Origin of the sequence: Pseudoclavibacter sp. RFBA6 (genome assembly GCF_002931575.1) — a bacterium.
In the GTDB taxonomy this organism is placed as follows: Bacteria; Actinomycetota; Actinomycetes; order Actinomycetales; family Microbacteriaceae; genus Pseudoclavibacter; species Pseudoclavibacter terrae.
In genome coordinates, this window is the sequence record NZ_PSUA01000017.1 from 49,719 (window position 1) to 72,177 (window position 22,459).

Genomic DNA, 22,459 nt, shown 5'->3' on the forward strand with positions numbered 1-22,459 from the left:
GACCAGGCTTCCCGACACACCGCGGCACACTTTACCGTCGTGAACCTGATGCATCGACCAGAATCAGCAGCTCGTGGCAACGAGCAGGCGACGGAGGAGAACGATGTTCGGCAGTGAGCCCGCCCCCGTTGCTGGGGCAGCACCGACGACCGGGTCGTGGTTCTCCCGAGCGCTCAACCGATTCGTCACCCGCTGGCCCGCCCGAGCGGCAGTGCTGGTGTTCGTCATCGCCGCGCTGGTCTTCGCGGGCCTTCTTTCCCTGCCGATCGCTGCCGCCGACGGAACAGCGACGGCCTTCCACGACGCGCTCTTCACTGCCGTCTCCGCGGTCACCGTGACCGGGCTGACCACCGTCAACACGGCCGAGCACTGGTCGCTCTTCGGTGAGATCGTCATCCTCTTCGCCGTGCAGACCGGTGGTCTCGGAGTGGTGACGCTGGCACTGCTGCTGGCGCGGATCGTGACGCGGCGGCTCGGAGTCGGAGGGAAGGTGTTCGCGCAGGAGGTCATCGGCGCGTCCGGACTCGGGGATGTGTGGCGACTGCTCCGCGTGGTGCTGCTGACCACGTTCACGATCGAGGCCGCCCTCATGGTGGTGCTCGTGCCGGCGTTCGCCGCAACCGAGGGGTCGTTCGGCCTCGGCCTCTGGCACGGGCTCTTCTACGCGGTGTCCGCGTTCGGCAACGCGGGCTTCACCCTGCACGCGGAGGGGCTCGCCACCTTCGACGGGAACTTCGCGATCCTCATCCCGATCATGGTCGGCGTGTTCGTCGGCAGCCTCGGCTTCCCCGTCTTCCTCAACCTGATCCGAGCGCGTTGGGTGCGGAAGCAGTGGACGCTGCACACGAAGCTCACCTTGGCGACGACGCTCATCCTCCTCGCTCTCGGCGCGGTCGGCTGGTGCGTCGCAGAGTGGAACAACCCCGCCACCATCGGGGAGCGCTCGGTGCCGGACAGCATCTTCCACGGGCTCTTCGCCTCGGTCATGATGCGCTCCGGGGGCTTCTCGATCGTCGATCCCGCTATGTCGTCGCCGACGGCCTGGCTGTTCACGGATGCGCTCATGTTCGTGGGCGGCGGCTCCGCCTCGACCGCCGGCGGCATCAAGGTCACCACTCTCGCCGTCCTGTTCCTCGCGATCGTCGCCGAAGCCCGAGGCACCAAGCACGTGAACGTGGCGGGCCGCCGCATCCCGGTCGGCACGCAGCGTCTCGCGATCAGCGTCACCTTCCTCGGGGCCACGCTCGTGCTCGTCTCCACGTCCATGATCATGCTGACGAACCCGGTCGGGCTCGACCGTGCGCTCTTCGAGGTCATCTCGGCGTTCGCGACGTGCGGGCTCTCCATCGGCCTCTCCGAGGAGCTCAACCCCTTCGGCAAGTACGTGCTCTCCGCGCTCATGCTCATGGGTCGAGTCGGCCCGATCGCGCTCGCGACGGCGCTCGCCGTGCGTCAGCGCAACGTGCTCTTCACCCTGCCGGAGGAGCGCCCGGTCATCGGGTAGCCGCGCGCCGGCACCTCGAAGGACCCGAGCTTCAGGAAGAGACCACTACAGTGCCGACCATGCAGTCCATGCGCAATGAGAGCAGGCGGAACGCCGGAACCTTCGGGCTGGTCCTGTTCCTAGTTGGCCTGGTCTTCACGATCGTCTCCGCCGGGCTCCTGGCGACGGGCAACGGGCAACGGGCAACGCCAGCTGGCTGAACATCCTGACAGGTGTCGGCATCACGGCTGTCGGCTTCTCCAGCTACTCCATCGGGCGGAAGGAGAGGCGCCAGCAGGAATTGGAGAACGACGCCCGGGAGGCCCGCGAGCGCGAGGCCGGCTACGGCTCAGGGGCCCCTGAGCTGTGATCGGACGCCGGCAGGGCGACCGGGGCGTCAGCTCGAGGACAGGTCAGGGGCCGCGACCGGGGCGGCATGCCCGCCGGCGGCCATGATCTCGTCGACCAGCCCCTGCGCGGTGGTCGCGACGATCTGGAAGTGATCGCGTTCGGCAGTGGTGCTCTCCTCGCGCTCGACGCTGTCGAGGGCCGCGTCGGCGTAGTCCTGGAGCGCGCTGACGAGGACCGCGTGCCGGTCCTCATCCGTCAGGTCGAGTGTCACGAGGTGGGGAGTCTGCTCAGTCATGGCGGCAGTCTCCCACTCCCGCCCGAATCGAATGTGAGCCTGCACCTGGAGGGCAGCGTCTCTCGCCGAAGGGGCGTCAGGTCAACTCCTGCACCCGCCACGTCGCGGAGCGTCGGCGCGACCCGATCGACATCCAGACCAGGAGGCCCATGAACCCCGCCAGGCACAGCACCCCTCCCCCGAGGCGGACGCCTGGAGCCAGCCCCCACAGCTGCGCTGACGAGTCGAGCAGACCGAAGATCCCGCTGAGGATGAGGAACCCGGCCCCCGCCCCCAGCAGCCCCGCGAGCGCGACGATCCACCAGAGCACCCTGCGCGTCCAGGTCCGCGGCGCGAAATGGTCCGCGTACTGCTGGGCCGTTCCGAACGAGTCGATGGGATCCTCCCCGGATTCCGCCGTGTGACTCCGCACCTCGCGAACGATGCGCTCGATGGCATCGATCGGGACGTCGCGAAGTTCCAGTTCGTCGGTCAGTTGATCGCCGTAGTCGTCCAGCCGTCCACTGCTCATCTCGCGTCCCTCTTCTCGGCCAGAACCGCCGTTGTCGTCGTCGTGAAGTCCCCCCAGGAGCGTCGGTGCTCCCGGAGTTGGTGCCGGCCAGCCTCGGTGATCGAGTAGTACTTGCGACCCGGACCCCCGGAACCGTCCTGCCACGTCGAGGTGAGGACGCCGTCCTGCTCGAGGCGAGCCAGCAGCGGATACAGCGTGCTGCCCTTGATCGTCCCGAACCCGGCCGCGGCGAGTCGTTGCGCGATGAGGTACCCGTAGGCGTCCTCGTCGCCCACGAGTGCGAGCACCGCTCCGGGCAGGGCGGCACGAACCCATTCACCTGGCCAGTCCGACGAAGTCATGACTAGATCATGACACGGACTAGTACGCGTGCGCATCTAGTCGGCGCGGCGTCCGGAGCGAGCGGCCCCCAGCAGCGACAGCACCTCGGCGAGCACCTCCTCGACCGCCACGTCGGCGACGAACGACACGTCGTGCTCGCAGCGCGGCGCCGTCCAGCCGACCTGCGTCGCGTCCCGCCCGCACACCGGGCAGGCTGTCACCCATGACAGCAGCGCCCGGTGCCTGCCCCGGCCCAGCGGTCCGGCGTTGATGAGGTTCCCGAACCAGAAGATGCCGACGGTCCGCGCACCGACCGCGAGCGCAAGATGCCGCGGCCCACTGTCGTTGCCGAGCACCACATCGCAGGAGGCGAAGACCCCAGCCAGCTCCGAAAGGGTGAGCTGCGCGGAGCAGTCCACCAGCAGACGACGGGCGGCGTCATCGAGATCCTGACCCGCCAGGCGGATGATGTCCGCGGCGAGCGCCGCATCCTCTCCCTCGCCGACGAGCACGACCCTGACGCCGCGGCCCGCGAGGAGAGCAGCCACCTCACCGAAGTGCTCCGTCGGCCACCGTCGGCGCGGATCCGTGGCCCCGGGATGCACGACGACGGTCGGCGCGTCGGCCCCGCAGACCGCCCGACCCCGCGCCAGCGCATCCTCGGAGACCCCCAGCTCGGGCTCCAGGGCGACAGCCGGCGCACCGGCGAGACCCACCACCTCGAGGGCCCGCAGCATCTCGTGCTGGTAGTAGACGTACTCGAGGTCACGCTCCAACGGCGCGGCATCCGACGTGCGGGTGCCGATCGTGTGCCTCGCTCCGAGGGCGAGGAGGAAGGGGTTCGAGTAGCGGCCGCCGCCATGCACCTGCACCGCCAGGTCATACCGCTCGGCGCGCTGCGCCTCCAGGAAGCGCTCCACCTCCCCCACGTCGACAGCCGTGTCCGGGTCGACGCCGACGCCCGGAACCGGTGGGAGCACCAGCACACGATGCGGGGCACCTGGACGATCCTCGAGGAGCTCCTTCGCGAGCCGTGTGCCCAGCAGCGTGACCTCCGCGTCCGGATATGCAGAGGCCAGCGCCTGCATGGCTGGCAGAGCGAACAGCACATCCCCGAGACCGCCGGCACGCAGCACGGCGATCTTCTGGACGTCATCGAACCTGGGGGCTGGAGGGGCGATCGCAGACATGCCTCAATGCTCCCCCGGCCGATCGTGTCAAGGGGGCAATTTTCCCAAGGTGACTCACGTAGAAGGGAATGGACGCGACCTCACCAGCACGAGACCACGAGCCACGGAGAACGCAGTGAACCCCTCAACAGCAGCACCCCGTCGATTCCGCACGAACCAGGCGCAGCTCACCATCACCGACCCACGGGACGGCAGCACCGTCGGGAGTCTCGCCGCCGACGGCGCCGACCAGGTGCGCGCCGTCGTCACCCGCGCGGCGACCGCCTTCCCCCGCTGGCGAGCGACCACCGCCGAGAAACGCGGAGCCGCGCTCCGTGCTGCGGCCCTCACCCTCGATGAGCACGCCGACGAGCTCGCCGAACTGGAACAGCGCGAGAACGGCCGCCACCGCGAAGCATGCCTGGGCGGCATCCGCGCAGCAGTCGACACGCTGCGCCAGTACGCGGAGCTCGGCCCCCTCCACCGAGGCAGGAGCCTGCGGGGAGCCCTCGGCTCGATCGACCTGACACGTGCCGAGCCTCGCGGGATCGCAGCCGTCATCACCCCCTGGAACGACCCCGTCGCGGTCACCGCGGGCCTCATCGGCGCCGCCCTCGTCACCGGGAACGTCGTCATCTCCAAGCCGAGCGAGCGCTGCCCCCATCTCGGGCTGCGCCTCGTGGAGATCCTGAGCGACTGCTTCCCCCTGCATGTGCTGCAGGTGCTGACGGGCGCGGCGGAGGTCGGCGAGACGCTCATCACCGCCCCGGGAGTCGAGATCGTCGCGCACGTCGGCTCGACCGCTGCCGGTGAGCGCATCGCGAGGGTCACGGCGCTCACCGGCGCGCACCTCATCCGCGAGAACGGCGGCAACGACGCCCTCGTCGTCGACGCCGACGTCGACCCCCGCTGGGCCGCATCCCAGGCCGCCATCGGCGCGTTCACCAACAGCGGCCAGATCTGCACGGCCGTCGAGCGCATCTTCGTGCACCGGGACCTCGCCGACGAGTTCCTCACGGCCCTCACCGCGGAAGCCCGCAAGCGCAACGAGGAGGGCGCGCTCGCCCCTCTCGTCGACGAGCGGATGCGAGCGGACGTGCACGAGCAGGTGCTCGCATCCGCGAACGAGGGCGCACGGATCCTCGAAGGCGGTGACCTCCCCGACAGCCCCGGCGCGCACTACCCGGCGACGGTGCTCACCGACCTCCACCCCTCCATGCCGCTGTTCAGCGAGGAGACCTTCGGGCCGGTCGCCCCGGTCATGGTCGTCGACAGCTTCGAGGAGGGGCTGCGGCGAGCCGCCGACGACAGCTACGGCCTGCAGGCGACCGTGCTCACTGACAGCATGGCGCACGCCGCACTCGCCGTCGACGCCCTCCCCGTCGGCACCGTCAAGGTGAACGCGGTCTTCGGCGGAGCACCGGGCGGTTCCGCCGAACCACGAGGGCGCAGCGGCTCGGGCTTCGGCTACGGGCCGGAGCTGCTCGACGAGATGACGACCGTGAAGGTCGTGCACGTCGAATCGGCGGTCCGTCGATGACCGTAAGGCTCGCATCGGCCGCGCGGGACATCTCGAACCGCAGACCAACGGTCGCCGTCATCGGCGACTACCTGCTCGACGGATGGTGGAGCGGGCACACGCAGCGCATCGCACGCGAAGCGCCAGCGCCCGTCGTGGACGTCGACACCCGCACGCACACCCCCGGTGGCGCCGCGAACACGGCCCTCAACCTCGCGTCCCTCGGCGCGAAGGTCCTCGCCGTCGGACTCGTCGGCGACGACCACGCTGGGAGCCTGCTGCGGGAGCGCCTCGCGGAAGCCGGCGTCGACGTGTCCCGCCTGCGCCCCGTCGACGCGGCCCGCACCACCACGAAGGTCCGCGTCTCGGTCGATGACCAGCTCCTCGTGCGCCTCGACGACGGCCAGATCGACGCGTGGCCACAACGCGAGCTCGACGCCCTCCTCGACGAGGCACTCGACGCGACCGCGCTCGCCGACGCGCAGCTCTTCTGCGACTACGGCTCCGCCATCTTCACCGCCGGCACGCTCGAGCAGCTCGCCCGCCACCCTCGGCCGAGACTCCGAGTCGTCGACGCCCACGACCCCACGCGGTGGCGGGCGCTGACCCCGGACATCGTCACCCCGAACGCGGCCGAAGCGGCCGCCGTCGTCGACGCCACCCTCGGCGACGGGGAGGCCCGCGTCGCCCAGGTCCTCGCCAACGCCACGACCCTCTTCCAACGAACTGGCGCATCCGGCATCATCGTCACGCTCGACCGCAGCGGCACCCTCCTGCTCCGGCAAGGGGCCGAACCGCACCGGACCCACGCGCACCCCGTCTCCGAGAAGCAGGCGTCAGGGGCCGGTGACGTCTTCGTCGCAGCCGTCACGATCGCCAGCGCCGCAGGCCTCCCCCTCGAGATCGCCGCCGAGCTCGGACAACAGGCCGCGGACATCGCCGTCCGCAAGTCCGGCACCTGCGTGTGCACCCTCGACGAGCTCAACAGCTCGGTGAACGAGGCCGGTGACGCGACCACCGCGCTCGACGACCTCGCAACCCTCCTCGAGGGTCACCGCGCGGCGGGCGAGCGCATCGTCTTCACCAACGGATGCTTCGACGTGCTGCACCGCGGGCACACCACCCACCTGCGACAGGCTCGACGGCTCGGTGACGTGCTCGTCGTCGCCGTCAACAGCGACGACTCCGTGCGGCGCCTCAAAGGCGCAGACCGACCCATCAACTCGGCCGCCGACCGAGCCACGCTCCTCGCCGAGCTCTCCTGCGTCGACTACGTGCTCGTCTTCGACGACGACACCGCCGACACCCTCATCACGCGGCTCCGCCCCGACGTGTACGTCAAAGGCGGCGACTACACGCCCGAGATGCTCACCGAGACCACGGCCATCACGGCCGTCGGCGGCGAGATCGAGATCCTCGACTACATCGAGACGCACTCCACCACGCAGCTCTTCGGACGCATCCGGGCCAGCGAGCAGCATCCGTCCCCGACGAAGGGCGGGACCGCGTGACCACGACCACGTCAGCGCACGGCAGCAGGCGCGGCTCCGCGCGCTGGGCCGCGCAGCGCGCGCCGGACCCGATCAGCCCGACCGTGGACGTGCTCATCCCCACCGCCGGCCGCACCGCGGAGCTCGCCACGACGCTCGCGGGGCTCGCCGCGCAGGACGACCCGCCGTTCCGCGTCATCATCAGCGACCAGTCGGAGACCCTCCCCGCCACCGCAGCCCCTGCCGTCTCCGCGATGCTGCGCGTGCTGGAAGCACAAGGACGCGACGTGGTCGTGCACCGCCACCTGCCGAGGCGCGGCATGGCCGAGCAGCGCCAGTTCCTGTTCGAACGCGCCTCATCGCCCCAGGTGCTCTACCTCGACGACGACGTCTGGCTCGAACCGGGGACGCTCGCGCGCATGAGCGACGCCCTCATCCGGCAACGCTGCGGCTTCATCGGATGCGCCGTCCAAGGGCTCTCCTACCTGGACGACCACCGACCCTCGGAACGAGCCCCGTTCGCGGCCTGGGGCGACGAGGGCGTGCAGCCGGAACGGGTACGTCCCGACACCCCCGAGTTCGAACGCTGGACGCTGCACAACGCCGCCAACCTCCTGCATCACGCCGCCGAGCTCGGACTCACCGACGACGCGCAGCTCACCTACCGCGTGGCCTGGGTCGGCGGGTGCGTCCTCTTCGACCGCGCGACACTCGACGAGGCCGGCGCATTCACCTTCTGGCCATCGCTCCCCACAACCCACGCGGGCGAGGACGTCGCCGCCCAATGGCGGGTCATGGAACTCGCCGGTGGCGCCGGCCTCCTCCCGAGCGGTGCAGTGCACCTCGAGGCACCCACGACCATCGTCGACCGACGCGTCGAGGCGACGGACATCGTCTTCGCACCCGAACGGCGCCGCCCGGCGCCCCACCAAGAAAGGAACGCATCATGAGCGACACCCCCAACCCCATCCAGGTGCAGAAGTATCTCGGCGGCATCGACTACCCGGCCAGCAAGGAGACCATCCTCGAGTCGGCGCGAGACGCCGGCGCGGACGACAACGTGCTGCAGGCGCTCGAAGCCATCCCCGACGGCGACTACGACGCCCCAACTGCCGTCAGCTCGGCCATCTCCGACGCGAACTGACCCCATGCCCTCCCGCGCCGGATGCGCATCCATCGCGCATCCAGCGCGGGACGGCAGAATTCGCGCATGAAGAAGCTGATGCTGAACACCTACGCGTGGGTGGCGCTCGCCTTCTACGTCGTTGCCCTCATCGACCTCGGGCGCGACGGCGGCATCTGGATCGTCTGGTTCGCGCTCGGCATGGTGTTCACCGTCATCGCCTACCGGAAGCCGAAACCGAGCGGGCAGACCGACGCTCACGTCGACGCTTCGAACGACAGCAACGACGACCGCGAGGAGACACCATGACCACAGACTTCAGCAACGGCGACCGCGTGAGCTGGAACACGTCGCAGGGGCGCACGCAGGGCAAGATCGTCGAGAAGAAGACGAAGGACTTCCACTTCGACGGGCGGAAGTTCACCGCCTCGACCGACGAGCCCGCATACCTCATCGAGTCGGAGAAGACTGGGGCGAAGGCAGCGCACAAGGGATCAGCGCTCCGCAAGCTCTCGTAGGCTTGCCCGCATGGCAGACACCGTTCTCGAGACCGCCGACCGCCACTACGAGACGTCGCTCGACGGCAACGACGTGCGGCTGGTGGTCGCCGACATGGACGGCACGCTGCTCCTCGACGACCACACCGTGCCCGACGAGTTCTGGGCGCTGCTCACCCGGATGCGCGAGGCCGGAGTCGAGTTCACGCCGGCGAGCGGCCGCCAGTACGCGACGCTCGCGAAGCTCTTCGAGCGCGACTCGGAGGGCATGTCGTTCATCGCCGAGAACGGCACCTTCGTGGTGCGGGATGGAGCGGAGGTCAGCTCGCTGACCCTCGAGACCGCATTCATCACGCGCGCCATCGCGCTGCTGCGGGGCCTCGCCGCCGGTGGCCACGACCTCGGGTTCGTGCTGTGCGGCAAGAAGTCCGCGTACATCGAACGCGGCGACGACGAGTTCATCGCCGAAGCCCGCAACTACTACGAGGCGCTCACCGTCGTCGACGACGTGCTCGATACGGACGACGAGTACGTGAAGATCGCCGTGTACGACTTCGCGGAGGTCGAGACGGGCGCCGCCACCGAGGTCGACGAGCTCCGCGAATCCCACCGGGTCGTCGTCTCCGGCCACCACTGGATGGACATCATGCCGCCAGAAGCCAACAAGGGCCGCGCGGTTCGGCAGCTGCAGGAGCGACTCGGCGTGACCGCCGCGCAGACTGCGGTGTTCGGCGACTTCTTCAACGACGTGGAGATGTTCCGCGAGGCCGACCGCTCCTACGCGATGGCGGGCGCGCATCCAGAGGTCAAGGAGCTCGCGACGTACCTCGCCCCCTCCAACCAGGAGCAGGGTGTGCTCACCGTCGTGACCGCCCTCCTCGACGCGAAGGCGTGACCGGCCCACGTCCCACCCCACGTCGCGGCCCGCCCCGCGTCGCACAGAGTTGTGGCACTGTGCTGTTCCCCGGAGCGGGAGCAGCACAGTGCCACAACTTTCCGATCGGCGGGCGCATCCGCCGGTCAGCGCGAGGCCTCATCAGCCAGAACCCTCGCGGGTGCGTGCGGGCGGAGAGCGCTCCGCACGCACGTCCTAGGCGCGGTCGGGTGCCGCCTCAGTGAACGACGTCGGCACGTAGCGCTTGAGCTGCGTGACGTGAGACGGGGTGAGCTCTTCGAGCGAGTGCGCGCCGAGGAGCTTCATGGTGCGGATGATCTCGTCGGAGAGGATCGCGATGGTGCGGTCGACGCCCTCGCGCCCGCCGGCCATGAGGCCGTACAGGTAGGCGCGGCCGATCATCGTGAAGTTCGCGCCGAGCGCGACGGACGCGACGATGTCGGCGCCGTTCATGATGCCGGTGTCGACGCCGATCTCGAGGTCCTTGCCGACTTCGCGTGCGACGGCGGGGAGCAGGTGGAAGGGGATCGGAGCCCGGTCCAGCTGCCGCCCGCCGTGGTTGGAGAGGACGATGCCGTCGACGCCGAGGTCGGCGAACGTCTTCGAGTCCTCGAGGTTCTGCACGCCCTTGATGACGATCTTGCCCGGCCACATCTCGCGGATGACCTTGAGGTCCTCGAAGTTGATCGTCGGGTCCATGGCCGAGTCGAGCAGCTCGCCGACCGTGCCGCCGGTCGTCGCGAGGGACGCGAACTCGAGCTTCGGGGTGGTGAGGAAGTCGATCCACCACCAGGGGCGCGGGATGGCGTTGATGATGGTGCCGACCGTCAGCTGCGGCGGGATGGAGAAGCCGTTGCGCTTGTCGCGCAGGCGGGCACCTGCCACTGGGGTGTCGACCGTGAAGTGCAGCGTGTCGAAGCCGGCCTTCGCGGCACGCTCCACGAGTCCGTAGGAGATCGAGCGGTCCTTCATGACGTACAGCTGGAACCAGTTGCGGCCGTTGGGGTTGACCTTCGCGACCTCTTCGATGGTCGTCGTGCCGAGCGTCGACAGCGTGAAGGGGATGCCCGCGGCGGCGGCGGCGCCGGCCCCGGCGGTCTCGCCCTCGGTCTGCATGAGGCGCGTGAAGCCGGTCGGGGCGATCGCGAACGGCATCGCCATCGGCCCGCCGAGGACGGTGCTCGACGTGTCGACGTTCGCGACGTCGCGCAGCACCGACGGGTTGAACTCGACGTCGCGGAACGCGGTGCGCGCGCGGCGCAGCGACAGCTCACCCTCGGCGGCGCCGTCGGTGTAGTCGAAGGCCGCCTTCGGGGTGCGTCGCTTCGCGATGCGTCGCAGGTCCTCGATCGTCAGCGCCGAGTTGAGTCGGCGGCGACGGCCGTTGAGGTCGGGCTTCTTGAACTGCATGAGCTCGAGCAGCTCGAGGGGCTTGGGGGCTTGACGTTTCACCATGGGGCAGCTGCCTTCGCTTCTATCGGGTGTGCTTCGGGTCGTAGCGGATGATCTGCGTCGATCTCGCGACGATGGATCGGATCTCGGCGAGGCTGTCGGGAACCCAGCCGTGTGCGCGTGCCTGCACAAGCAGGTTACCCATCGCGGTCGCCTCGACGGGGCCGGCGTGCACGGGCAGGCCCGAGCGGTCGGCGGTCGCCTGGCAGAGGAGCGTGTTCTGCGAGCCGCCGCCGACGATGTGGATGACGCTGACGGGGTGCTCGGCCAGCGCCGATGCCGTCGCGACGGCTTCGGCGAAGGCCTGCGCGAGGCTCTCCACGATCGAGCGGACGATGCCCGCTGGCGTCGTCGGAGCCTCGAGCCCACGCTCGGTGAGCCAGGCGGCGATGCGTTCGGGGATGTCACCGGGCGCCATGAACACGGGGTCGTTGACGTCGAAGATCGGCACGTCGCCGACGACCTGCGCCGCATCGGCGAGCAGCTGCTGGAGGGTGCTCGAGCGCTGCGCATCCGTCGCCGCCGGCTCCCAGTGGCGCTGCGATTCCGACAGCAGCCACAGGCCCATGACGTTGTGCAGGAAGCGCACGCGGCCGTCGACGCCGCCCTCGTTGGTGAAGTTCGCCTCGCGGGCGGCGTCGGTGACGACGGCCTCGTCCAGCTCGAGGCCGACGAGCCCCCACGTGCCGCACGAGACGTATGCGAAGTCGCGGCCAGTGTTGGGGATGGCGACGATCGCGGAGGCGGTGTCGTGCGACCCGACCGCGACCACGTCGATATCGCGTCCGACAACCCGCGCGGCCTCACCCTCGAGTGAGCCGAGCACGGCGCCGGGGTCGACGAGGTGCGGCAGGATGCGCGCGGGCACGCCGACCCGCTCAGCGAGTTCCGCATCCCACTCACGCGTGTCGGCGCGGAGCAGACCGGTCGTGGACGCGTTGGTGCGCTCGGCGACCTGCGCGCCAGTCAGCCAGTAGGCCAGCAGGTCGGGCAGGAGCAGCATCTGCTCGGCGAGCTCGAGCAGCTCGCCGTCGGTGGCCAGCTGGAAGACGGTATTGAACGGCAGGTGCTGGAGTCCGTTGCGGCGGTACAGCTCCTCCGGCGAGGCGACGGCGTGCACGGCCTCGACGCCGCGCGCGGTCCGCTCGTCGCGGTACGCGTAAGGCACGCCGAGCACACGACCGTCGCGCAGGAGCGCGTAGTCGACGGCCCACGAGTCGATGCCGATGCTCGCGATCTGGCCGGGCGCATCCCGCTCCGCCGCTGCCAGCCCGTCGAGGACGTGCTGGTAGAGGCCGAGGAGGTTCCAGTGCAGACCGTCGCGGGTGCGTACCGGGTTGTTCGGGAAGCGCGCCTCGTGGCGCATCGTGAGCACGCCATCCGTGATCGTGCCCGTGATGACACGACCGCTCGTGGCGCCGAGGTCGACCGCCGCGACCGTGCGAGGCGCATCCGCCGCACCACGCCCGACGGTGGTCGACCCCTTCGCAGCAGGCTCGGTCATCGCAGGAAGGCCGCCGCGACGCCCGAGTCGACGGGGATGTGCAGGCCGGTCGTGCGCGTGAGCTCGGGGCCGGTGAGCACGTACACCGCGTCGGCGACGTTCTCTGGCACGACCTCGCGCTTGAGGATGGTGCGGTTCGCGTAGTACTGGCCCAGGTCCTCTTCCTTCACGCCGTAGGTCGCGGCGCGGTTCGCGCCCCAGCCTGCCGCGAAGATGCCGGAGCCGCGCACGACGCCGTCGGGGTTGATGCCGTTGACGCGGATGCCGTGCTCGCCGAGCTCGACCGCGAGGAGGCGGACCTGGTGTGCCTGGTCGGCCTTCGTCGCCGAGTAGGCGATGTTGTTGGGGCCGGCGAAGACGGAGTTCTTCGAGGAGATGTAGATGACGTCGCCGCCGAGCTTCTGCTCGATGAGCGCCTTGGCTGCGGCCTTCGAGACGAGGAAGGAGCCCTTGGCCATGACGTCGTGCTGCAGGTCCCAGTCCTTCTCGGTCGTCTCGAGCAGCGGCTTCGAGAGCGAGAGGCCGGCGTTGTTGACGACGAGGTCGATGCCGCCGAACGCGAGCAGCGTGGCGTCGATGGCGGCCTGCACGCCGGCGGCGTCGGCGACGTTCGCGGCGACGCCGATCGCGACGTCGGTGTTCCCGAGCTCAGCCGCGGCGGCCTGCGCCTTCTCGAGGTCGAGGTCGGCGACGACGACGCACGCGCCCTCAGCTGCGAGGCGGGTCGCGATGGCCTTGCCGATGCCGGAGGCGGCACCCGTGACGAACGCGATGCGCCCCTGGTGCGTCTTCGGCTTCGGCATCCGCTGCAACTTCGCCTCCTCGAGCGCCCAGTACTCGATGCGGAACTTCTCCTCGTCCGAGATCGGGGAGTAGCTCGAGAGCGCCTCGGCGCCGCGCATCACGTTGATCGCGTTCAAGTAGAACTCACCGGCGACGCGGGCGGTCTGCTTGTTCTTGCCATACGAGAACATGCCGACACCCGGCACGAGCACGATGAGGGGGTCTGCGCCGCGGATGGCGGGCGACTCGGCCGTCGCGAACTTGTCGTAGTAGGCCTTGTAGTCGGCGCGGTAGGCCGAGTGCAGCTCCTCGAGGCGGGCGAGCTGCTCTTCGACGGATGCGGTGGTCGGCAGGTCGAGGACCAGCGGCTTGACCTTGGTGCGGAGGAAGTGGTCTGGGCAGCTCGTGCCGAGGGCGGCCAGCTCGGCGAGCTTCTCGCTCGCGAGGAAGTCGAGCACTCGCTCGTCGTCGGTGAAGTGCCCGATCATGGGCGCATCGTGCGACGCGACGGCGCGGATGGACGGTGCGAGGGCCGCCGCGCGTGCCCGGCGCTCGTCGGCGGGGAGCGCCTCGAAGCCGCTCACGACGCCGCCGAACGGGTCGGCCTTGCCGTGTGCATCGATGTATGCCGCTGCAGTGTCGATGATCCAGAGCGAGTTGCGCTCCGACTCCTCCGACGTGTCTCCCCAGGCCGTGATGCCGTGGCCGCCGAGGATGCAGCCGATGGCCTGCGGGTTCTCGTCCTTGATGTTCGCGATGTCGAGGCCAAGCTGGAAGCCGGGGCGGCGCCAGGGCACCCAGACGACCTTGTCGCCGAAGATCTTGGCGGTCAGCTCCTCGCCGTCGGCGGCCGTCGCGATCGCGATGCCGGAGTCGGGGTGCAGGTGGTCGACGTGCGCCGCATCCACCAGGCCGTGCATGGCCGTGTCGATCGACGGGGCGGCCCCTCCCTTGCCGTGGAGGCAGAAGTCGAAGGCCGCGACCATCTCGTCCTCGCGCTCGACGCCCGGGTAGACGTTCGTGAGGGCGCGGAAGCGGTCGAGGCGCAGCACGGCGAGGCCCTGCTCGGTGAGCGTCCCGAGGTCTCCCCCGGAGCCCTTCACCCAGAGCAGCTCGACGGGTTCACCCGTCACGGGGTCGGTCTCGGTGCCCTTCGCGGAGGTGTTGCCACCCGCGTAGTTCGTGTTCTTCGGGTCTTCCCCGAGGCGGTTGCTGCGCGAGATGAGATCGGCTGCTGCTGGGTTCGTCATGTCGGTTCCTTCGAAGCTCTGAGGTCGTGAAGTCGTGAGGTCGTCGGCGGGGAGCGCTTACGCGCCCCAGCTGGCCTGGACGCCGCCGACGCGCTCCTCGGCGACCTGCTGCTCGTAGCCGGATGCGCGGAACGCGGCGAGCGGGTTCGCGGGCAGGCCGCGCGACTCGCGCCATTCGGCGAGCGCCGGGCGCACGTCGGTCGAGAACGCGTCCATGTAGACCTCGTGTGCGACGAGCACGTCGCCGGACTTCTGCGCCGCGGTGAGGGCGTCCTTGTCGATGAGCAGCGCGCGCGCCGTCATCTCCTGCACGTTGAGGACGGAGCGCATCTGGCCCTGGATCTTCGACTCGACGTTGTGGCACTGGTCGAGCATGAAGGCCACGTCCGGGTTGTTGAGGCCGCCGCCGCGGATGACCTCGGCGAGGATGCGGAACAGCTGGAACGGGTCGGCCGAGCCGACGATGAGGTCGTCGTCGGCGTAGAAGCGCGAGTTGAAGTCGAACGAGCCGAGGCGGCCGAGGCGCAGCAGCTGCATGACGATGAACTCGATGTTCGTGCCAGGCGCGTGGTGGCCCGTGTCGAGGCAGACCATGGCCTTCTCGCCGAGGGCCGCGACCTGCACGTAGCTCGTTCCCCAGTCCGGAACATCCGTGTGGTAGAAGGCCGGCTCGAAGAACTTGTACTCGAGCACGAGGCGCTGGTGGTCGCCGATGCGGGCGTAGATCTCCTGCAGCGAGTCGTGCAGGCGGTCCTGGCGGCCGCGCAGGTCGGCCTGGCCGGGGTAGTTGGAGCCTTCGGCGAGCCAGATCTTCAGGTCTCGCGAGCCGGTCTCGTCCATGACGTCGATGCAGCGCAGGTGGTGGTCGATCGCCTTGCGGCGCACGGCTGCGTCTTCGTGGGTGAGGGCGCCGAACTTGTAGTCGTCGTCCTGGAACGTGTTCGAGTTGATGGTGCCGAGCTCGACGCCGAGGTCTTCTGCGTGCTTGCGGAGGGCGGCGAAGTCGTCGACCACGTCCCACGGGATGTGGAGGGCCACGCTGGGGGCGAGCGCCGTGTACTTGTTAACCTGCGCTGCGTCGGAGATCTTTTCGAACGGGTCGCGCGGCGTGCCTGCCGTCTGGAACACCTTGAATCGGGTGCCTGAGTTGCCGAACGCCCAGGACGGGAGCTCGATGCCCTGTCCTTCGAGCGCTGCAAGCTGGTCTGCGGAGAGGATGCTCACGGTTCGTCGCCTTCATTGGTCGGTTGCGGATGCGCTCCCGGGCCGAACGACGTCGTCCACGGCTTCGGGAACTCGATTCACGGTGTGTGGGCGAGAGCGGATGCCTGTTCGCGCCGAACTGTATTGAATCGTTTCAGTGGTCCCAGATTACGAGCCGGAGTGAATCGTGTCAAGCACGCGCGGCGGTTCACGTGCACTCGTCGCGGCGAGCCGGGCGGACGATCCGCGTGAACACGGGCGAAACCCGCATCCACTACCCTCGGAAAGCGCATTCCAGAACACCGCACGAGCAGGGACCATCGCACGCACATGACACGAACGCACCCGTTGGCCGAGCTGCCGCACCCTCACCGCCTCTTCGACCTCGGTCCCCACAACGGCGCCCACCGCGTCGCGATCCGTGCAGGCATCTCCGTGGGCATCCCACTCCTGATCCTGTGGAGCATCGGGCACGTCGAGCTCGCGCTCTACTCGACCTTCGGCGCCTTCGTCTCGTTCTACGGGCGCAGCCACTCGCACGTGATCCGCGCTCGCCTGCAGAGCGGGGCAGCCATCGGCATGGTCGGTGCCGTGAGCGTCGGCGCCGCGGTGAGCCTGTCCGAGCAGCGCGAGTGGCTCGTCCTGCCGGCGACCGCCGCCTACGCGGCAGTCATCACGGGCGCCGCACAGCGGTTCGGCTGGAAGCCGACTGGCGCGCTGTTCCCCGTCTTCGCGCTCTCCGCGACGGCCTCCATCCCGGGAGGCCAGACGGATGCGCTCCTCGCGGCCGGCACAGCCGCCGCGTCGGCCGCGTTCGCCCTGATCGTCGGCATCGCGGGTCTGGCCCGCCCAGCCGCCCGCGACTTCGAGCGCCGGGCACGAGCAGCCGCGGCTCCGACCCGACCCGAGAGCCCGCGCGTCAGCGAGGCCGTGGGGGTCGGCTTGGTCGTCGGCGTCGCGGGGCTCATCCCCACAGCACTCGGGCTCGACTACCCCTACTGGGCCATGGTCGCGGCCGCCGCCGCGCTCGCGACCTCCGGCCCCGACGAGCAGCTGGTGCGGGCTGGCCACCGCCTCACGGGGACCATCGCCGGCGTGGGGGTTGCGTGGCTGATCATGTCCGTCGACCTGCCTCCGATCGTGACGATCGCGGTCATCTGCGTGCTGCAGATGTGCGCGGAGCTGTTCGTCGTGCGCAACTACGGACTCGCGCTCGTCTTCGTCACCCCGCTGGCACTCGTCATGCTCGACTTCGCGCACCCGCAGCCCGATCTCACCCTGCTCTTGGCCAGGATCCTGGAGACGGCTATCGGCGTCGCGGTCGTGATCGCAGCCGCCCTGGCCTGGCGGTGGGCGGAGCGCCCGGGGGCGCAGGAGGTGAGTTGAGACTCTCGTTGCGATCCCACTTGACACGTTTCAGAGCGAGTGACAGAGTGGAAAGCGCTTACCCACTCCGAGTGGGACATCGAACACGGTCAAAGATGACGAGGATTTTCAATGACGAGAACACAGAGTGACACTGGTGCGGTGTCACACGAGAATGAGGGCAAGACACCCCGCAAGGCCGCGCTCAGCGGATGGATCGGCAGCGTCCTCGAGTACTACGACTTCACGCTCTACTCGCAGGCGGCGGCGCTGGTCTTCCCCGTCGTCTTCTTCCCGACCGGCGACCCCACCGTCGCCCTCATCTCCTCGCTCGCGACCTACGCCGTCGGCTACGTCGCCCGCCCCATCGGAGCAATCGTGCTCGGCAACTGGGGAGACAAGCACGGCCGCAAGAACGTGCTCGTCATCGCGATGCTCCTCATGGGCCTCTCGACGCTCGCCGTCGGGTTCCTCCCCACCTACGACCAGATCGGCCTCTGGGCGCCCCTGATCCTCGTGTTCCTTCGCCTCATCCAGGGCTTCGCCGTCGCCGGAGAGCTCGGCGGGGCCAGCGCCATGATCGTCGAGCACGCCCCAGCCGGCAGACGAGGGTTCTTCGCGAGCTTCGGCCTGCAGGGCACCCAGGCTGGTTCGATCATCGCGACCGCCGTGTTCATCCCCCTCACCGCGGTCCTCACGGACGAAGCCTTCATCGAGTGGGGCTGGCGCATCCCGTTCATGCTGAGCGCCGTCGTCGTGCTCGCCGGCTTCCTCATCCGCAAGCACGTCGAAGAGCCGCCGGCCTACACCCGCTCGCTCGCGGTCCAGCAAGCCCAGAACCGCCAGGCCCCCATCGTCGAGCTCTTCAAGAACAACGGCTGGACGGTCTTCCGCGCCATCCTCATGACCCTCGCCAACGTCGCTGGCGTCACGACCCTCGTCTTCGGAACGAGCTTCGCGACGCAGGAGGCCTACGGCGTCGCGATGCCCGCCTCCACCTTCCTGTGGGTGCCGCTCATCGCCAACGTCGCGGCCGTCATCGTCATCCCCGTCTTCGGCATGCTCTCCGACAAGATCGGACGCCGCACGCTCATGATCGTCGGCTCCTTCGGCTCCGGGCTCGTCGCCATCGGCTACCTCACCGCCATCCAGTCCGGCAACCTCGTGCTCACGATCGTCCTCGCGATCCTCATGATGGGCGTGCTCTTCCAGATGTGGAACGCCACCTTCGCGACGTTCTTCCAGGAACTGTTCCCGACGCAGACCCGAGTGACCGGCTTCGCGGTCTCGCAGAACGTCGGCCTCATGATCGTCGCCTTCCTGCCCTCGATCTTCACGTTCGTCGCTCCTCCCGGCTCGGAAAACGTGCCGCTGGTCGTCGGCGGGCTCACCCTCGCCATCGCCACCGTCTCAGCCCTCGCGACGCTGTTCACTCCGGAGACGCGCGGCAAGGACATCGAGAACCACGACTGAAGCGACCCGAAGGGGCGTCGACCGAGGCCGTCCCCGCGCAGGGGCGGCCTCGACCGGCATCGAGGACGCCACACGTGCCGGCATCGGCGAGACTGCATCACGACGGAACGAGGACACCATGACGAGAATGCGCGCAGCCATCGTGGGCACCGGCGACGTGGCTCGACTGCACGCCGAGGCGATAGCCGCCAGGGACGACGCGGAGGTGGCCGTCGCCGTGGACCTCGACGCGGACCGAGCTGCCGCCTTCGCGGCGAAGTACGGCATCCCGCGCTCCGCGACCTCGCTGCCAGACGGGCACCTCGACGTCGTGCACCTCTGCACCCCTCCCGCGGGGCACGTGGCCCAGGCCGAAGACGCCTTCGCGCGCGGCGCCCACGTCGTCGTCGAGAAGCCGCCGGCGCTCACCCTCCACGACGTCGACCGGATGGTCGCAGCCAGTGAGACAGCAGGCAGGCACCTCGCCGTGGTCTTCCAGCAGCGCACCGGCACCGCGACGGCGCACGTCAAGCGCCTCCTCGACGACGGCCAGCTCGGGCGCCCCCTCCTCGCCCGGTGCGACACCTTCTGGTTCAGGGACGACACGTACTTCGCCGCGCCATGGCGAGGCACGTGGGCGAACGAAGGCGGCGGGACGACCCTTGGTCACGGCATCCACCAGCTCGACCTGCTCGCCCACCTCCTCGGCGAGGTGGATGAGGTGCACGGCCAGGCCTGGCGTCTCGCGCGCGACATCGAGACGGAGGACGTCTCCACGGCCGTGCTGCGCTTCCAGTCGGGCGTCGTCGCAACAGCGATGACAAGCGCCGTCTCACCCAGGCAGGTCAGCTCCATCCGCATCGACACCGAGCTCGCGACGATCGAGCTCGAGCACCTCTACGGCCACGGACACGCCGACTGGCGCATCACTCCACGCCCCGGAGCGGATGCGCCGAGCAGCTGGGCGTTCCCCGCGACCGAGCGGCCGAGCGGGCACGACGCCTATATCGACGCCGTCTACCCCGCCCTCGCGGCAGGCACCGCGTTGCCGGACGTCGCCTCGGCGCCCGCCAGGTCCATGGAGATCGTGGCAGCCCTCTACGCGTCGAGCGAGCGCTCGGCCGCCGTCGCCCTCCGTGAGGTCAGGGAGTCGGGCGAGCTGCGCGGACCGATGTCCGCGCGGGTGCGCGACGAGCGCCGGTCATGAGCTCCCCCTCCCGCGACGAGCTCGCCTTCGGCCTCGGCACGGTCGTGCACCGCGACCCGAGCGCGCAGCCGATCGAGTCGCCCCGCCCCTACGTGCATCCGCTGCGCACCCCGGCGGGCACCGTCGTGAGCGACTTCCGGCCCGCCGACCACATGTGGCACTGGGGGCTCTCCGTGACCGTCGCGAACATCCGCATCGGCGACGCCGCTCACGACGTCAACCTGTGGGGCGGCGTGACCTGGGTGGATGGTCGAGGCTACTTGCAGCTCGACAACAACGGCTCGCAGAGGGCCGACGAGACGCAGACGGTCGACGGCACGCACCTCACGTGGCGCGAGGCCGACGGCTCCGTCTTCCTCCGGGAAGAGCGGATGCTCGACGCGAGCATCCGCGACGTCGAAGGACGCAGTGTCGGCGTCCTCGACATCAGCAGCCGCTGGACGAACCTCCGCGACGTCGAGGTCGCATTCGGCTCGCCCACGACCGCCGGCCGACCGGACGCCGGCTACGGCGGACTGTTCCTGCGACTGCACCCGAACTTCTCGGGCGCACGCCCGCTGTCGCCCCTTCTGCTCGACGACCGGGATGCCACGCTGCACGGTGCGGAAGCCGCCTGGCTGGGCCTCGAGAGCGGACCCGCGATCGTGGTCATGGGCGCGCACCCGGAGAATCCGGTCTCCCCCACCCCGTGGTTCGTGCGGAACGACGCCACCCCCATGCTCTGTGCGGCTCCGTTCTTCCACGAGGAGTGGAAGCTGAGGCCCGGCGAGAGCGCGACGTGGCGCTGGCGCATCCTCCTCTCCGACTCGCCCCTCCACGCCGAACGCATCGCCCACCTGCTCGACGAGGCCTGAGCGGCGAGCCTCCGTGACCTCCGGAGTTGCAGCCCACGAGCGAGGCACCTGCCCCGCAGACCCCGCGTGCCCTAGCATCGCTGTACATCGAAGGAGGCCCATGGCAGTCAGCGTGCGCGACGTCGCGACACTCGCAGGCGTCTCCGTCGGCACGGTCTCGAACGTGCTGAACCACCCGGAGAAGGTCTCGGAAGCCACCGTCGACCGGGTGCAGTCGGCCATCGAGGAGCTCGGCTTCGTCCGCAACGACGCCGCCAGGCAACTGCGCGCCGGCGAGAGCCGCACCGTCGGTCTCATCGTCCTCGACCTCCGCAACCCCTTCTTCACCGAGGTCGCACGCGGGGCGGAAGAGCGCGCCGCGGAGCTTGGCTTCTCCGTGCTCGTCGCCAACAGCGACGAGCAGGAAGACCGCGAGCGCACGCACCTCGGCCTCTTCGAGGAGCAGCGCGTGTTCGGGGTCCTCGTGACGCCCATGGCGGCGAACATGCCGCAGCTCGAGCTCCTGCACAAGCGGGGAACGCCGGTCGTGCTCGTCGACCGCGAGAGCGACGACGAGCGCTACCCCTCCGTCGCCGTCGACGACCGCACAGGCGGACGCATCGCCGTCGAGCATCTCCTCGAGACCGGCCACCGACGCATCGCGTTCGTCGGCGGCCCCATGGAGATCCAGCAGGTCACCGACCGCTCCGAGGGGGCCCGCGACGCAGTGAGCGAGGTGGCCGGCGCGACACTCGAGGTGCTGGCGACGGATGCGCTCTCCATGTCAGAGGGCCGGCGCGCGGGGCTCGTCCTCGCCGAGCGGGGTGCCGCTGAGCTCCCAGACGCGATCTTCGCCGCCAACGACATGCTCGCGCTCGGGCTCCTGCAGAGCCTCCAGAGCACGAGCCACGCGAGGGTGCCCGAGAACGTCGCCCTCATCGGCTACGACGACATCGACTTCGCCGCCTTCGCATCGACGTCGCTCAGCTCCATCCACCAGCCAGCGCACCTCATCGGGTCCAAGGCCATGGACCTCCTCGTCGCCTCCGCCCGCGACCCGAAGGCCAGCCCAGAGCACATCCGCTTCACGCCCGAGCTCGTGCCCCGCGCCTCCACGGCGCCCCGCGCCTAGCGCGACCCGCCGCCCCCGCCCGCGCCTCCTGGCACCTCACGCAGGGCTGCGTTGTGGTCGTCAAGGACGCTTCTGAGCGTCCACAACTCAGCTCCCGACGGCTGAGCGAGAGGACGCGCGCGCCATCCGAGGACGCTCAGACGAGGTCGAGATCCATGAACACGTCGGCCCTCGAGTACGGGGTCGGAGCGTGCGCGGATGCAGGAACATGCTGGAACCCGACCGATTCGTAGAGGCGAACGGCTGGTGCCAGCGACTGGTTGCTCTCGAGCATGAGCTTGGTGATGCCCTGCTCGCGCGCGTGGTCGATGGCTGCCGTGATGAGCATGCGCCCGATGCCCGACCCGCGAGCCTCGGGAGCGACAGACATCTTCACCAGCTCCGCAACCCCGTCTCCGATGCGGAGAAGCGCGACGCACCCCACGCGCTGCTCGCCGGCGCGGGCGATGAGCACCGTCCCGCCCTGGTCGACGATCGCGTGCTGCGGGTCGGCGAGGACGGCGCGGTCGGCATCCTCAAGCGCGAAGTGCGTGGTGATCCACTCCTCGTTGAGGGTGCGGAAGGCCACCGCGTCCGCCTCATCCTGAAGCGGTGCGATGGTGATGGTCTGCATTGTCATGTGCT

Annotated in this window: 23 protein-coding genes; 14 read left to right on the forward strand and 9 right to left on the reverse strand. The window is 69.5% G+C overall.

Going from position 1 to position 22,459, the window contains the following annotated elements; all coding sequences use genetic code 11:
- The first annotated feature begins 103 nt into the window (after nt 1–103).
- Both C5C17_RS17570 and C5C17_RS18715 read left to right on the forward strand, forming a co-directional pair.
- Nucleotides 104–1,504, forward strand: coding sequence for a TrkH family potassium uptake protein (locus C5C17_RS17570; protein WP_104254690.1), 1,401 nt, complete (start codon nt 104–106; stop codon nt 1,502–1,504).
- A gap of 59 nt (nt 1,505–1,563) precedes the next feature.
- Nucleotides 1,564–1,704, forward strand: a complete 141-nt coding sequence (locus C5C17_RS18715) for a hypothetical protein (protein ID WP_181028662.1) — start codon at nt 1,564–1,566, stop codon at nt 1,702–1,704.
- 176 nt (nt 1,705–1,880) lie between these two features.
- Here the strand turns inward: C5C17_RS18715 and C5C17_RS17575 are convergent, their stop codons facing one another.
- The 4 genes from C5C17_RS17575 to C5C17_RS17590 form a co-directional block, all read right to left on the reverse strand.
- Nucleotides 1,881–2,129, reverse strand: a complete 249-nt coding sequence (locus tag C5C17_RS17575) for a hypothetical protein (RefSeq protein ID WP_104254691.1) — start codon at nt 2,127–2,129, stop codon at nt 1,881–1,883.
- Nucleotides 2,130–2,205: 76 nt separating this feature from the next.
- Nucleotides 2,206–2,640, reverse strand: a complete 435-nt coding sequence (locus tag C5C17_RS17580) for a hypothetical protein (protein WP_104254692.1) — start codon at nt 2,638–2,640, stop codon at nt 2,206–2,208.
- Complete coding sequence (locus tag C5C17_RS17585; RefSeq protein ID WP_104254693.1) at nt 2,637–2,981, reverse strand: PadR family transcriptional regulator; 345 nt, start codon at nt 2,979–2,981, stop codon at nt 2,637–2,639. Before C5C17_RS17585 ends, C5C17_RS17580 begins: the two co-directional genes overlap by 4 nt.
- Nucleotides 2,982–3,017: 36 nt before the next feature.
- A complete protein-coding gene (locus C5C17_RS17590; RefSeq protein WP_104254694.1) occupies nt 3,018–4,151 on the reverse strand; it encodes a glycosyltransferase family 9 protein in 1,134 nt (377 codons plus the stop codon).
- Between the two features lie 115 nt (nt 4,152–4,266).
- Here C5C17_RS17590 and C5C17_RS17595 point away from each other — a divergent pair, with 115 nt between their 5' ends.
- The 7 genes from C5C17_RS17595 to C5C17_RS17625 all read left to right on the forward strand — a co-directional run bounded on the left by C5C17_RS17595 (nt 4,267) and on the right by C5C17_RS17625 (nt 9,654).
- Entirely contained in the window at nt 4,267–5,670 is a 1,404-nt protein-coding gene (locus tag C5C17_RS17595; protein WP_258066282.1) for an aldehyde dehydrogenase, read from the forward strand.
- On the forward strand, nt 5,667–7,160 hold the full coding sequence (gene rfaE2, locus C5C17_RS17600; RefSeq protein ID WP_104254696.1) for a D-glycero-beta-D-manno-heptose 1-phosphate adenylyltransferase: 1,494 nt from the start codon (nt 5,667–5,669) through the stop codon (nt 7,158–7,160). The genes C5C17_RS17595 and rfaE2 overlap by 4 nt, the downstream gene beginning before the upstream one ends.
- Nucleotides 7,157–8,089: a glycosyltransferase family 2 protein gene (locus C5C17_RS17605; RefSeq protein WP_181028663.1), complete on the forward strand. Its 933-nt coding sequence runs from the start codon at nt 7,157–7,159 to the stop codon at nt 8,087–8,089. Before rfaE2 ends, C5C17_RS17605 begins: the two co-directional genes overlap by 4 nt.
- Complete coding sequence (locus tag C5C17_RS17610) at nt 8,086–8,283, forward strand: DUF2795 domain-containing protein (protein WP_104254697.1); 198 nt, start codon at nt 8,086–8,088, stop codon at nt 8,281–8,283. Before C5C17_RS17605 ends, C5C17_RS17610 begins: the two co-directional genes overlap by 4 nt.
- Nucleotides 8,284–8,349: 66 nt before the next feature.
- A complete protein-coding gene (locus tag C5C17_RS17615; protein WP_104254698.1) occupies nt 8,350–8,571 on the forward strand; it encodes a hypothetical protein in 222 nt (73 codons plus the stop codon).
- Entirely contained in the window at nt 8,568–8,780 is a 213-nt protein-coding gene (locus C5C17_RS17620) for a DUF2945 domain-containing protein (RefSeq protein WP_104254699.1), read from the forward strand. Before C5C17_RS17615 ends, C5C17_RS17620 begins: the two co-directional genes overlap by 4 nt.
- 10 nt (nt 8,781–8,790) lie before the next feature.
- Nucleotides 8,791–9,654, forward strand: a complete 864-nt coding sequence (locus tag C5C17_RS17625; RefSeq protein WP_104254700.1) for a Cof-type HAD-IIB family hydrolase — start codon at nt 8,791–8,793, stop codon at nt 9,652–9,654.
- A 195-nt stretch (nt 9,655–9,849) separates the two neighbouring features.
- Here the strand turns inward: C5C17_RS17625 and C5C17_RS17630 are convergent, their stop codons facing one another.
- The 4 genes from C5C17_RS17630 to rhaI are packed head-to-tail and all read right to left on the reverse strand — an operon-like array spanning nt 9,850 to nt 15,867.
- Entirely contained in the window at nt 9,850–11,109 is a 1,260-nt protein-coding gene (locus tag C5C17_RS17630; RefSeq protein ID WP_104254701.1) for an alpha-hydroxy acid oxidase, read from the reverse strand.
- A 19-nt stretch (nt 11,110–11,128) separates the two neighbouring features.
- Nucleotides 11,129–12,610 carry a rhamnulokinase family protein gene (locus C5C17_RS17635; protein WP_104254702.1) on the reverse strand — a complete coding sequence of 494 codons (1,482 nt, stop codon included), beginning with the start codon at nt 12,608–12,610 and terminating at the stop codon, nt 11,129–11,131.
- Entirely contained in the window at nt 12,607–14,643 is a 2,037-nt protein-coding gene (locus tag C5C17_RS17640) for a bifunctional aldolase/short-chain dehydrogenase (protein WP_104254703.1), read from the reverse strand. Before C5C17_RS17640 ends, C5C17_RS17635 begins: the two co-directional genes overlap by 4 nt.
- 57 nt (nt 14,644–14,700) lie before the next feature.
- Complete coding sequence (rhaI, locus tag C5C17_RS17645; RefSeq protein ID WP_104254704.1) at nt 14,701–15,867, reverse strand: L-rhamnose isomerase; 1,167 nt, start codon at nt 15,865–15,867, stop codon at nt 14,701–14,703.
- Between the two features lie 309 nt (nt 15,868–16,176).
- Here rhaI and C5C17_RS17650 point away from each other — a divergent pair, with 309 nt between their 5' ends.
- The 5 genes from C5C17_RS17650 (at nt 16,177) to C5C17_RS17670 (ending at nt 21,835) form a co-directional block, all read left to right on the forward strand.
- Entirely contained in the window at nt 16,177–17,232 is a 1,056-nt protein-coding gene (locus tag C5C17_RS17650) for an FUSC family protein (RefSeq protein WP_146079222.1), read from the forward strand.
- A 141-nt stretch (nt 17,233–17,373) separates the two neighbouring features.
- On the forward strand, nt 17,374–18,684 hold the full coding sequence (locus tag C5C17_RS17655; protein WP_308471319.1) for an MFS transporter: 1,311 nt from the start codon (nt 17,374–17,376) through the stop codon (nt 18,682–18,684).
- A gap of 118 nt (nt 18,685–18,802) precedes the next feature.
- Nucleotides 18,803–19,870 carry a Gfo/Idh/MocA family protein gene (locus tag C5C17_RS17660; RefSeq protein WP_104254707.1) on the forward strand — a complete coding sequence of 356 codons (1,068 nt, stop codon included), beginning with the start codon at nt 18,803–18,805 and terminating at the stop codon, nt 19,868–19,870.
- Complete coding sequence (locus C5C17_RS17665; protein ID WP_104254708.1) at nt 19,867–20,724, forward strand: DUF6807 family protein; 858 nt, start codon at nt 19,867–19,869, stop codon at nt 20,722–20,724. The genes C5C17_RS17660 and C5C17_RS17665 overlap by 4 nt, the downstream gene beginning before the upstream one ends.
- 100 nt (nt 20,725–20,824) lie before the next feature.
- Nucleotides 20,825–21,835 (forward strand): LacI family DNA-binding transcriptional regulator, encoded by a 1,011-nt coding sequence (locus tag C5C17_RS17670; RefSeq protein WP_104254709.1) that lies wholly within the window; start codon nt 20,825–20,827, stop codon nt 21,833–21,835.
- Nucleotides 21,836–21,971: 136 nt separating this feature from the next.
- On the opposite strand, the gene C5C17_RS17675 is transcribed toward C5C17_RS17670, so the two are convergent.
- Entirely contained in the window at nt 21,972–22,454 is a 483-nt protein-coding gene (locus tag C5C17_RS17675) for a GNAT family N-acetyltransferase (RefSeq protein WP_104254710.1), read from the reverse strand.
- Nucleotides 22,455–22,459: the final 5 nt, after the last annotated feature.

Excerpts from the sequence above, each read along its gene's own strand:
- C5C17_RS17640 (WP_104254703.1), bottom strand. The coding sequence starts at position 14,643 with ATGACGAACCCAGCAGCAGCCGATCTCATCTCGCGCAGCAACCGCCTC.
- C5C17_RS17620 (WP_104254699.1), top strand. The coding sequence starts at position 8,568 with ATGACCACAGACTTCAGCAACGGCGACCGCGTGAGCTGGAACACGTCG.
- C5C17_RS17625 (WP_104254700.1), top strand. The coding sequence starts at position 8,791 with ATGGCAGACACCGTTCTCGAGACCGCCGACCGCCACTACGAGACGTCG.
- C5C17_RS17580 (WP_104254692.1), bottom strand. The coding sequence starts at position 2,640 with ATGAGCAGTGGACGGCTGGACGACTACGGCGATCAACTGACCGACGAA.
- C5C17_RS17660 (WP_104254707.1), top strand. The coding sequence starts at position 18,803 with ATGACGAGAATGCGCGCAGCCATCGTGGGCACCGGCGACGTGGCTCGA.
- C5C17_RS17635 (WP_104254702.1), bottom strand. The coding sequence starts at position 12,610 with ATGACCGAGCCTGCTGCGAAGGGGTCGACCACCGTCGGGCGTGGTGCG.
- C5C17_RS17585 (WP_104254693.1), bottom strand. The coding sequence starts at position 2,981 with ATGACTTCGTCGGACTGGCCAGGTGAATGGGTTCGTGCCGCCCTGCCC.
- C5C17_RS17650 (WP_146079222.1), top strand. The coding sequence starts at position 16,177 with ATGACACGAACGCACCCGTTGGCCGAGCTGCCGCACCCTCACCGCCTC.
- C5C17_RS17670 (WP_104254709.1), top strand. The coding sequence starts at position 20,825 with ATGGCAGTCAGCGTGCGCGACGTCGCGACACTCGCAGGCGTCTCCGTC.
- C5C17_RS17615 (WP_104254698.1), top strand. The coding sequence starts at position 8,350 with ATGAAGAAGCTGATGCTGAACACCTACGCGTGGGTGGCGCTCGCCTTC.
- C5C17_RS17570 (WP_104254690.1), top strand. The coding sequence starts at position 104 with ATGTTCGGCAGTGAGCCCGCCCCCGTTGCTGGGGCAGCACCGACGACC.
- C5C17_RS17665 (WP_104254708.1), top strand. The coding sequence starts at position 19,867 with ATGAGCTCCCCCTCCCGCGACGAGCTCGCCTTCGGCCTCGGCACGGTC.
- C5C17_RS17610 (WP_104254697.1), top strand. The coding sequence starts at position 8,086 with ATGAGCGACACCCCCAACCCCATCCAGGTGCAGAAGTATCTCGGCGGC.
- C5C17_RS17675 (WP_104254710.1), bottom strand. The coding sequence starts at position 22,454 with ATGACAATGCAGACCATCACCATCGCACCGCTTCAGGATGAGGCGGAC.
- C5C17_RS18715 (WP_181028662.1), top strand. The coding sequence starts at position 1,564 with ATGCAGTCCATGCGCAATGAGAGCAGGCGGAACGCCGGAACCTTCGGG.
- rfaE2 (WP_104254696.1), top strand. The coding sequence starts at position 5,667 with ATGACCGTAAGGCTCGCATCGGCCGCGCGGGACATCTCGAACCGCAGA.
- C5C17_RS17575 (WP_104254691.1), bottom strand. The coding sequence starts at position 2,129 with ATGACTGAGCAGACTCCCCACCTCGTGACACTCGACCTGACGGATGAG.
- C5C17_RS17630 (WP_104254701.1), bottom strand. The coding sequence starts at position 11,109 with ATGGTGAAACGTCAAGCCCCCAAGCCCCTCGAGCTGCTCGAGCTCATG.
- C5C17_RS17590 (WP_104254694.1), bottom strand. The coding sequence starts at position 4,151 with ATGTCTGCGATCGCCCCTCCAGCCCCCAGGTTCGATGACGTCCAGAAG.